The organism is Alteromonas sp. AMM-1 (assembly GCF_047290655.1).
Lineage (GTDB): Bacteria > Pseudomonadota > Gammaproteobacteria > Enterobacterales > Alteromonadaceae > Alteromonas > Alteromonas mangrovi.
The window spans coordinates 1-10,062 of sequence record NZ_JBLBUE010000133.1; the positions used below are offsets into that span (position 1 = coordinate 1).

A 10,062-nucleotide genomic window follows, 5' to 3' on the forward strand; every position below is an offset into this window, starting at 1 on the left:
ACTCCCCGTTTAGGTAAGCTGTTGTCATGAAATTCTCGTATGAAGAAACGCTAGTTACCAAACCACCTGGCAATGGATGATTGCTGAAGCAACCACGTTGCACGGGCATTGGCGGCGTCGAGTTGATAAAACTGTATCTTATCACCTGGCAGGCACTGGGCGAAACGGTAAAGATCGCAACGAGCCACTGCCCCCATTTTTGGATATCCACCCAACGTTTGCCTGTCGGCCATCATCACTATTGGCTGGCCATCTGGTGGTACCTGTACACTGCCTGCCGCAATGGCTTCTGAATACAAGGTAGACACAATACTTTTTACCTCAGGCCCTTTCAGTCGCACACCCATTCTGTCCATCTGTGGCGTCACGTCATATTCACTGCTCAATAAACGTCGCCAGGTTAATGTACTGAATGCCTGATGCTGGTATCCGGGCACAATCCCAATTAATGCGGGTGAATCGTATTTGGGTATCAGGTGCGCGGGTAAACTGGCCGGTGAATTAAGAGATAGACCCGCTGAAATAGCCTTCACGTTCAACGTATCACCAACCCTGATTGATGAACCATCTTTGTGTAATCCACCCATATTTTCCCGCTTTACGGTTGAGGCACTGCCCACGATCGCGTCAACGGCAAATCCTGATGGCACGGCCACATAATGCCGAGTGCCTAAACGCTCCGGTCGAATATGCACAATTGAATTAGCGTTTACTGCAAAGCGTTGCCAGCAATCTGTTTGCTGGTTATCTATCAGTAACGTTGCCGCAGGACCGGTTACGCTCAGGTAGCAGTCCTGTTCAACAAACAATGTACATTCCCCCATTATTTCGACGGTGGGGGCATTTGTTTGTCCGCATAAACGGTTTGCTAATTCAAATGCCCGTGCATCCATCGGGCCTGACTGACAAAATCCCTGATGTAACACACCGCGACGCCCTGCATCTACAATAATGGCTGATAGCCCAATATGTTGTATTTGAATTGCCATGCCTCAGCCTTTGTCCCAAAGCAGGCCATGCTGCGCCGCAAGTTGTAAAAAAGTGGTTTGGTCGATAGCCGTAAACGATACTGTATCCCCTGCACTAATTAACACTCGCGCACCATCCTTTGGGGAATACAAAGGAATAGGACACAAACCCAAAAGATGCCAGCCACCTGGCGATTCACTTGGGTATACCGCAGTTTGCCGGTCTGCAATGGCAACTGCCCCGGCAGGGACTTTTGTTCTGGGTTTTGCCATTCTGGGCACAGTTAACGCTGGGTCCAGCTCCCCCAAATAGGCAAAACCGGGGGCGAAACCGACGGCGTAAGCCCGATACGTAATATTGCTGTGCAGTTTGATAATGGCTTCTTTCGATAATCCGGTATGCAAAGCGATTTGGTCAAGATCATTTGCCTGTGGCGCACCGTACCAAACGGGCAAACTGTGATGCAGGCCTTTTGGTTTGTCGGTACTGGCGTCAAGCTGTAACTGCGATAACGCACAATAAACGCTGTGATGGTCGGCTTGCCACATGTCAAACACTAACATCACGCTGTCGTAAGAAGGAATTAGCTCTACTAACCACTTGTATTTTTTCGCACTTATCGACTCAACCAGAGATTGAATAACGACATTCTTTTCTGGCAGTGACTCACCAGCAGCATAAAGGATCACCCCATCCTCCGCCGCGATTTGAATATCCCGTAACTTACCAAACGGCTTCATCAGTCGTTAATTCCTGGCCTTACATGGGTTAATTTTCGTTTGGTTAGCGCAACTCGCAAGGCTTCAGCCATTGCCAGCGCGCCAGGCGAATCGCCATGTACACACAGCGTATCAACTGGCATAGCCAGTACAGAGCCATCTGAAGCCACAATTTCACCGCGATCCATAATGCGGATAGCCTGTTCAAATGCCTCTGATTCACTTAACACAGCGCCGGGCAATCGACGGGACAACAAATAGCCATCCGGGGTATAGCGTCTGTCGGCAAACGCTTCAAACAACAATACCAGGTTGTACTGCCCTGCCTGCTGACTGATTAGCTTATGATCGGGATGCGCTTGCAACATAAGAGGGATGCCAGGTACCGAACACCCCGCTACGGCTTTCATAACGGTGTCACGAATGCGTGGATCGCGCATCATGTCATTGTAGAGGGCACCGTGGGGCTTAACATACTCGATTTCCATTCCCTGAACCGCGGCCATGCCTGAAATCGCCGCGATTTGGTAATGCAAACAGGCGACGAGTTCATCCTCAGACATAGCCAGGCTGCGCCGGCCAAAGCCCTGTAAATCAGGATATGAAGGATGCGCACCAACAGAAACCTGATGCTGTTTGGCAAGCTGCAACGCCCGTTGCATCACCAAAGGATCACCGGCGTGAAATCCACAAGCAATGTTGGCCATATCGATATGCACCATAATTTGCTCGTCCACCGGCATGCTCCAGGCACCAAAACTTTCGCCTAAATCGCAATTTAACATCATAAGCTGTTAGCTCTTGGTAATTGATCGGGTATCATGTTACCTATTTCGTATTAAAAGTCAGTGTTTATGATCACATTAGGCCAAATCAATACCTTAACCGTACAAGGTGAATTCCCGTTTGGATACCAGCTCGCTCATTCTGAAGATGATCGTGTAGTGGTATTACCTGGGCCCGTAACAGAACCGCTGGCAGAAGGCAGCGAAATCCAGGTGCTGGTATATACCGATGAAAACGGCCAGCTTACTGCCAGTCAAAAAACCCCCAAAGCCCAGGCGGGCGAGGTAAAAGTGTTAAAGGCCGTGGGTGTAACCGACTTCGGCGCCTTCTTTGACTGGGGTATTGAAAAAGACTTGTTGGTGCCTCGCCAGAATCAGGCTGTACCGATCAGCGAGGGCATGGTGTATCCGGTATACATTTACGTTGATCCTAACAGTGAGCGCCTTGTTGGTGCTACCAAACTGCATCCGTTTTTAAGCGAGAAAGGCACATATTTTAAGCCGGATCAGGAAGTAGAACTGATTGTTTACGCAAAAACCGAACTGGGCTTTAAAGTGGTAATCAATCAATCCCACCTGGGATTAATTTTTGCCAGTGAGGCATTCAAGCCACTGCGTATTGGCGAAGAAACCACCGGATATATTAAGCAGATCCGCGAGGATGGTAAAATTGACGTTAGCCTGCAACAGGTAAACGCTACTGGCCGTGATAAACTGCAACAGGACATACTTGACGACCTGGAAGCGCACGGCGGTATGTCTACCCTGACGGACAAGAGTCCACCCGATGAAATTTATGCCCGTTTTAACGTAAGTAAAGCAGCCTACAAGCGCGCCCTGGGTGCATTGTATAAACAACATAAAATCCGTCTGGACAAACAAAAAATAACGTTACTTTGAGGTGACTATGAAAGCGACAGTAAGCTGGCAACAGGCTCTTACCTTTAACGGTAAAACTGAATCCGGTTATCAACAAACCATGGACGGCAACGGCGAAGCCATTTCACCCATGGAATCCGTTTTGCTGGCAGTAGGCGCCTGCTCCAGTATCGACGTAGTTGATATACTGAAAAAGCGCCGTCTTACCATTCACGACTGTGAATGTGATTTATCGGCCGAACGCGCAGAACAGCCACCACGGGTGTTTACCGCCATTCACGCACATTACAAAGTGAAAGGCGACAACCTGACAGATAAAGACGTAGAGCGTGCGGTAGCACTATCTGCCGAAAAATACTGCTCTGTCATGTTAATGCTAAAAGGCAATGTAGACATTACAACCAGCTACCAAATTCTCTGATAAAACAGTGGTCAGATGGCAAATATTAGCGCATCTGACCAACAAAACACCATTCCCGCCAAAAAATAGCACTTCACACCATAACTAGCTGATACATCTGGTTACACATGGACACATTAAGTCGCTAATTTATTGTTTTAATTGCATTTATAATTTTATTAACAAGCTGGCACACCACATGCTCACTAGCGTGTATACATAAAATTAATGCAGGTACCTGACCATGGAAACTTCAAAACGCACTACCCTTTCAACTCTATTGCTTGCTGGCACCCTGCTGACTTGTGCCGGCCTCACCGGTTGTATGGATGATGCTGAAGCCACTAACGCAACAGAGAAAAAAGAAGAAGTAATTGTTAGCATCCCGGTTGAAGCTGAAGCAATTCGCACCGGCGACATCTCCTCGAGCTACAACACCACCGCTATTCTTGAGGCAAAAGAAGAAGCGTTTGTAGTAGCCCGGGCATCCGGCATCATTGAACACATTTTTGTAGAAGAAGGTGATTACGTAGAAAAAGGCCAGGTGCTTGCGCAACTGGATCAAAAGCGCTACGAACTGAATTTGAGCAAGGCCCGTGCTGACTTAACGGGTGTCGAAAAAGAATTAAACAAAGTAGATAAAGTTTACTCCCGTAAATTGGTAAGTGACGATACCTACGACAAATTAACCGCCCAATATGAAGCGGCTAAAGCTGTGCTGGCGCTGGCAGAGCTGGATTTAAAAGAAACCACCATTACTGCGCCCATAAGCGGTTACATTGCCGAACGAAATGCAAAAGTAGGTAACCTTACCGAGTCTTTCCAACGCGAAAGAATGTTCCACATTGTGCAGCAAAAAGCCCTGCAAGGCATTGTTCATCTGCCAGAGAGTGAAATGTCGGCCATTGCGGCTAAACAACCAGCAACACTTCGTATCGCTGCGCTGGGCAACGCTGAAGTACTAGGTTATGTTGAACGGATCAGCCCGGTGGTAGACGCGACCACGGGTACGTTTAAAGTAACCTTGACCGTACCCAATCAGGATGGCCTTTTAAAAGCCGGTATGTTTTCTGAAGTTGCCATTAACTACTCTACTCACCAGAATGCCACCCTGGTACCACGCAAAGCCCTGCTTGCCATCGATAACAGCACAAGCGTGTTTATTGTTGATAACGGCGTGGCGAAGAAAATAGATGTATCAACCGGCTTTGAAGATGCCAGTTATGTAGAAATCACCCAAGGTCTTACTGGCTCTGAAACGGTAGTGACCGTGGGTCATCACAACCTGAAAGACGCTTCTCCTGTTGTTATTGTAAAAAGCTAAACAACGGCAGGCGGAGAACACACTATGAGTATTGTAGATATTGCCGTAAAACGGCCGGTAGCGATCGCCATGTTCACCCTGGCGATCCTGTTGTTCGGTATGGTTTCACTGGGCCGCTTATCAGTAAATTTATTACCCGAACTGGCTTACCCTACCCTTACCATTCGCACCGATTACACGGGTGCCGCGCCAGCAGAAGTAGAGCAACTGGTATCCAAACCCATTGAAGAAACGATTGGCACGGTGAAAGGTGTTCGCACAGTGAAATCCGTTTCACGTCCGGGGCAATCTGATGTGGTGCTGGAATTTGCATGGGGCACTGAAATGGATTTTGCCAGCCTGGAGGTACGCGAAAAACTGGATGTGCTTCAACTTCCTCTCGACGTGGAAAAGCCGCGTTTGTTGCGATTCAATCCAAGTTTAGATCCTATTTTGCGCTATGGACTTAGTCTGTCTGTTCAGGATGGCAGCGACCAGACCGATGCCATAAAGCAGTTGCGCGTGTATGCCGAAGAGCAAATAAAGCGCAAACTGGAATCCATTGAAGGAGTAGCCTCGGTAAAAATTGGTGGTGCACTGGAAAATGAAATCCAGGTACTGGCCGATCAGCGCCGCATGAGCCAGCTGAATATCAGCGTAAATGACATCATTAAACGTTTAAAGGAAGAGAACATTAATGCCGCCGGTGGCCGTATCGATAATGGCAATCAGGCGTTTTTAGTTCGCACGTTGAATCAGTTTACGGAACTGGATGAAATTGGTCAGATGTACATTGCCAACCGCAACGGTACATCGATCCAACTAAAAGACGTAGCGACTATTTCAAACACCTTTAAAGAACGCGATGCCATTAGCCGCTTCAACGGATTGGAAGGAGCTGAAGTAGCCATTTATAAAGAAGGTGATGCTAATTCAGTAGATGTTGCCCGTTTGGTTAGCATTGAACTGGAACACATCGCCGAGCAATTACCCAGCCAGTACAAGCTGGACAAAGTATATGACCAGAGTGAATTCATTAAACAAGCCATCGACGATGTTAAGTCGTCGGCGGTGATCGGCGGCATTCTGGCCATGTTGGTACTGTATTTATTTTTACGTGATTTCTGGCCAACATTTATAATTTCGGTGTCCATTCCGCTGTCGGTCATTGCTACCTTCAACATGATGTACGGCAATGATATCAGCCTGAACATTATGAGCCTGGGTGGTATCGCACTGGCAGTGGGTTTACTGGTAGACAATAGCATTGTGGTACTGGAAAACATCGACAAACACAAACAAGCCGGCAAAGGCCTTATCAGCACTGCGCAAGCTGCGGCTGCGGGTACCAAAGAGGTGTCGAATGCGATCCTGGCCTCTACCTTAACTACCCTTGCGGTGTTTGTACCGCTTATTTTTGTAGAAGGTATTGCGGGCCAGTTATTCAGTGACCAGGCAATGACCGTATCGTTTGCATTGGTAGCCTCTTTACTGGTCGCTCTCACTGTAATTCCTGCTCTGGCCGCAAAAGCCAAACAAGCCGATACCCCCTTTGAAGCAAATCCGGAGCTTGAACACGTCGCTCCTCAAAAGCCAACCGGCATTGCCAAGGTGTTTTACTACCTTACCTGGCCGGTTCGCATGCTGCTGAAGCTGGTGTTTGTTTACCTTCCCATGCTTATTACTACCGTGATCATAAGCATCTGGCGCGTACTCAGCAAAGTATGCGGGTTAGCTCTGTATCCATTCGCGCAACTTTTCAACCTGGCCTTCAACGGCATTCAGGCTGCCTATAACAATATATTACGCGGCGCACTTCACGCCCGGGTATTGGTATTGAGCTGTTCCATTGCGGTTACCGCGCTGGCTTTTCTGTTGATCCCTAAACTGGGCATGGAATTAATTCCCCGTATGTCCCAGGGCGAGTTCTTTGTGGAAGTAAATTTACCAGCGGGATCACGGGTTGAGCAAACTGACGCACTGTTGAAAAAAGTAGCTGCGTACACAGAAGCGTTGCCGGGCGTTGCCCGTACCTACTCCTTGGCCGGCACCGGCAGCCTTATCAGCGCCGCGCCGTCTCAAGGGGGTGACCACTGGGGTAAGCTGAACGTGGTATTAAATAGTGGTACCACCGATACAGACGAAGCTCAGGTTAAAAACGCCATGCGTGAATTCCTGCAACAACAGGCAGGAGTGCAAAGCAAATTTGGTTACCCTGAATTGTTTACCTTTGCGGCACCAATACAAATCGAGTTGCAAGGATACGATTTAGCCTCACTGCAGCGCTACAGCGACCTGTTAAGTGCAGAACTGACCAATAACGATCGATTTGCCGACGTTACCAGCAGTTTGCGCATTGGTAATCCAGAGTTAAAAATCAATTTTAACCATGCAGCGTTAGCTCGTCTGAATATGGATGCGTCTACCGTGTCAAAACTGGTAGCGGCTCAGGTAGGCGGTGAAGTAGCGACTCAATACAGTATGCAGGATCGCAAAATAGATATTTTGGTACGTACCAATGAAGCCCAGCGCGATCAGATTGAAGACATTGGTCAAATCATGATTAATCCAGGCGCAGACCAGCCTATTCCACTTCATGCCGTAGCGGATGTGTTTATTAGCAACGGTCCCAGTGAAATTACCCGTGTTGGCCAACAGCGCGTAGCGTTAATTGAAGCCAACCTGCGTTATGGCGACCTTACACAAGGTGTGGATGCGGCACAAAAAATCATTCACAGCTTAACGCTGCCATTGTCGCTTAAAGCCAGTATTGCAGGCCAAAGCGAAGACATGCAGCAGAGTTTTGACTCATTAATACTGGCGCTGTGCTTGGCGGTATTTATGGTGTACATCGTAATGGCATCGCAGTTTGAATCGCTGGGTCATCCCCTGCTGATCCTATTCTCTATCCCCATGGCAGTAGCGGGGGCTATTTATGGTTTGCTACTTACCAATACACATGTGAGCGTGGTGGTGTTTATCGGCCTGATTATGTTGTGCGGTATTGTGGTAAACAACGCCATTGTATTAATCGACCGAATTAATCAGCTACGCGAACAAGGCCAGGACAAACACAGCGCCATTATCGACGCAGCCAATCACCGACTGCGCCCGATTGTGATGACCACCCTCACCACTATTCTGGGATTACTGCCCATGGCAATTGGTTTTGGTGAAGGTGCGGAAGTGCGTACGCCAATGGCAGTAACGGTAATATTTGGTTTGCTGTTCTCTACCCTGCTTACGCTGATTTTACTACCGGTTGTGTATTCCCTGTTTGACCGCAAGCGCTTTGATGTAACCAGTGCGACCGCTGCAGAAAGCAAGGAGACAGTGTATGGATAAATTTGCCGAGGCCGGTGCTGGGCTGGCGGCGTTTGCCTTGCGCAAACCCGTTACTATCTGCATGATATTTATCTCGTTGCTGATTTTTGGTATCGCTTCATCGCGGTTATTGCCACTGGAAAAATTTCCGGGCATTGATATTCCGCAGATGATGGTACAAATCCCCTACAACGACGCAACGCCTGCTGAGATTGAACGCATGATTACGCGCCCGGTGGAGGAAGCCATTGCCACCATGTCGGGTATTAAACGCCTGCAGGCTTCCTCGTTTGAAAATCGTGCTGAGATTTTTGTCGAGTTTGCCTGGGACGCCAACATTAAAGCGAAGAGTATTGAAGCCCGGGAAAAAATCGATGCTATTCGCGATGAGTTACCCGACGATGTAGAGCGTGTGCTGGTATATAAATTTAATACCAACGACATGCCTATTTTTCAGTTGCGGGTTTCCAGTGATCGCGACCTGTCAAACGCCTATGATTTGCTGGATCGCAACCTGAAACGGGTAATTGAACGCGTTCCAGGGGTGTCTCGTGTAGAGTTGTACGGCGTTGAGAAAAAACAAATCAGTGTGCGCCTGATCCCCGAGCGCATTACGTCACTGCACATCGATACTGATCAGTTAGGGCAGCGCTTACGGGCGGCCAACTTTTCAATGAGCGCCGGCCATTTTTTTGCCAATGACCAAAAATACATGGTTAACCCCCAGGGCGAATTTACCGATATGCGCGATGTGGAACAGCTGTACGTTGCGCCGGGCATTATGCTTAAAGACATTGCCACCATTAGTTTTGAGTTACCAGAACGCAATGAAGGACGGCATTTGGATCGCTCCTACGCTGTAGGCTTCAATATTTTTCGAGAATCCAGCTCCAACCTGGTAGAAGTATCCCGTCAGGTAATGAAGGTTATCGAAAAAGCGAAAGAAGATCCGGCGTTTAATGGCATAAACCTGTTCGTTATGGATGATGTAGCCGATTCCGTTACTTCGTCTTTGAGTGATTTGGTAGAAGCCGGACTGGTTGGCGCGTTGTTGTCTATTGTGGTGCTTTACTTATTTCTGCGACAACTGACCACCACGCTGCTGGTAGTGCTCTCGGTGCCCTTCTCTATTTGCATAACGCTGGGCGTAATGTACCTGTTTGACTATTCGTTGAATATATTGTCACTCATGGGACTCATGCTGGCGGTAGGTATGCTGGTAGATAACGCGGTTGTGATCACCGAGAGTATATTTCAACAACGAGAACACTATAGCAATCCAGAAACAGCCACTAAGGTGGGTGTGGGTAAAGTGAGTCTGGCTGTAATTGCCGGTACCACAACCACAGCAATTGTATTTTTACCTAACATTGTAGGCGTAAAAATCGATATAACCGTGTTCCTAGAACATGTTGCTATTGCGATCTGTATTTCACTATTTGCTTCGTTGTTGATTGCGCAAACACTGATCCCATTGCTGGCATCAAAAATGAAATCGCCCAAAGCACATCAGCAAGGTACCCCTTCCTACATCAACAAGTACCGCTCCATGCTGAACTGGACCATGAAAAATCAACGTAAATCAGCGCTGATTGCTTTGCTGATCCTGGCAAGTACTATGATCCCCATCGGCGCCGTATCCAGTGATGACGAAGGTAACGACGACCAGGGGCGAATCTGGCT

General features: G+C 48.1%; 8 protein-coding genes. 5 read left to right on the forward strand and 3 right to left on the reverse strand.

What is annotated here, in order from left to right; all coding sequences use genetic code 11:
- Positions 1-50 precede the first annotated feature (50 nt).
- Genes ACLR2L_RS15890 through ACLR2L_RS15900 form a run of 3 tightly spaced genes read right to left on the reverse strand, consistent with a single transcriptional unit; the run spans position 51 to position 2,476 of the window.
- A complete protein-coding gene (locus ACLR2L_RS15890; RefSeq protein WP_413369465.1) occupies positions 51-989 on the reverse strand; it encodes a biotin-dependent carboxyltransferase family protein in 939 nt (312 codons plus the stop codon).
- A gap of 3 nt (positions 990-992) precedes the next feature.
- Positions 993-1,709 (reverse strand): 5-oxoprolinase subunit PxpB, encoded by a 717-nt coding sequence (gene pxpB, locus ACLR2L_RS15895; RefSeq protein ID WP_413369467.1) that lies wholly within the window; start codon positions 1,707-1,709, stop codon positions 993-995.
- Positions 1,709-2,476 (reverse strand): 5-oxoprolinase subunit PxpA, encoded by a 768-nt coding sequence (locus tag ACLR2L_RS15900; protein WP_413369469.1) that lies wholly within the window; start codon positions 2,474-2,476, stop codon positions 1,709-1,711. Before ACLR2L_RS15900 ends, pxpB begins: the two co-directional genes overlap by 1 nt.
- 66 nt (positions 2,477-2,542) lie before the next feature.
- Here ACLR2L_RS15900 and ACLR2L_RS15905 point away from each other — a divergent pair, with 66 nt between their 5' ends.
- The 5 genes from ACLR2L_RS15905 to ACLR2L_RS15925 all read left to right on the forward strand — a co-directional run.
- On the forward strand, positions 2,543-3,373 hold the full coding sequence (locus tag ACLR2L_RS15905; protein ID WP_140957136.1) for a S1 RNA-binding domain-containing protein: 831 nt from the start codon (positions 2,543-2,545) through the stop codon (positions 3,371-3,373).
- Between the two features lie 7 nt (positions 3,374-3,380).
- The gene (locus ACLR2L_RS15910) at positions 3,381-3,773 is read left to right on the forward strand and encodes an OsmC family protein (protein ID WP_140957135.1); all 393 of its coding nucleotides are present in this window, start codon (positions 3,381-3,383) and stop codon (positions 3,771-3,773) included.
- 223 nt (positions 3,774-3,996) lie between these two features.
- Positions 3,997-5,076, forward strand: coding sequence for an efflux RND transporter periplasmic adaptor subunit (locus ACLR2L_RS15915; RefSeq protein ID WP_140957134.1), 1,080 nt, complete (start codon positions 3,997-3,999; stop codon positions 5,074-5,076).
- A gap of 24 nt (positions 5,077-5,100) precedes the next feature.
- A complete protein-coding gene (locus ACLR2L_RS15920; RefSeq protein WP_413369472.1) occupies positions 5,101-8,400 on the forward strand; it encodes an efflux RND transporter permease subunit in 3,300 nt (1,099 codons plus the stop codon).
- A partial coding sequence (locus tag ACLR2L_RS15925; RefSeq protein WP_413369474.1) for an efflux RND transporter permease subunit occupies positions 8,393-10,062 on the forward strand: 1,670 nt, incomplete at its 3' end. The genes ACLR2L_RS15920 and ACLR2L_RS15925, both read left to right, overlap by 8 nt.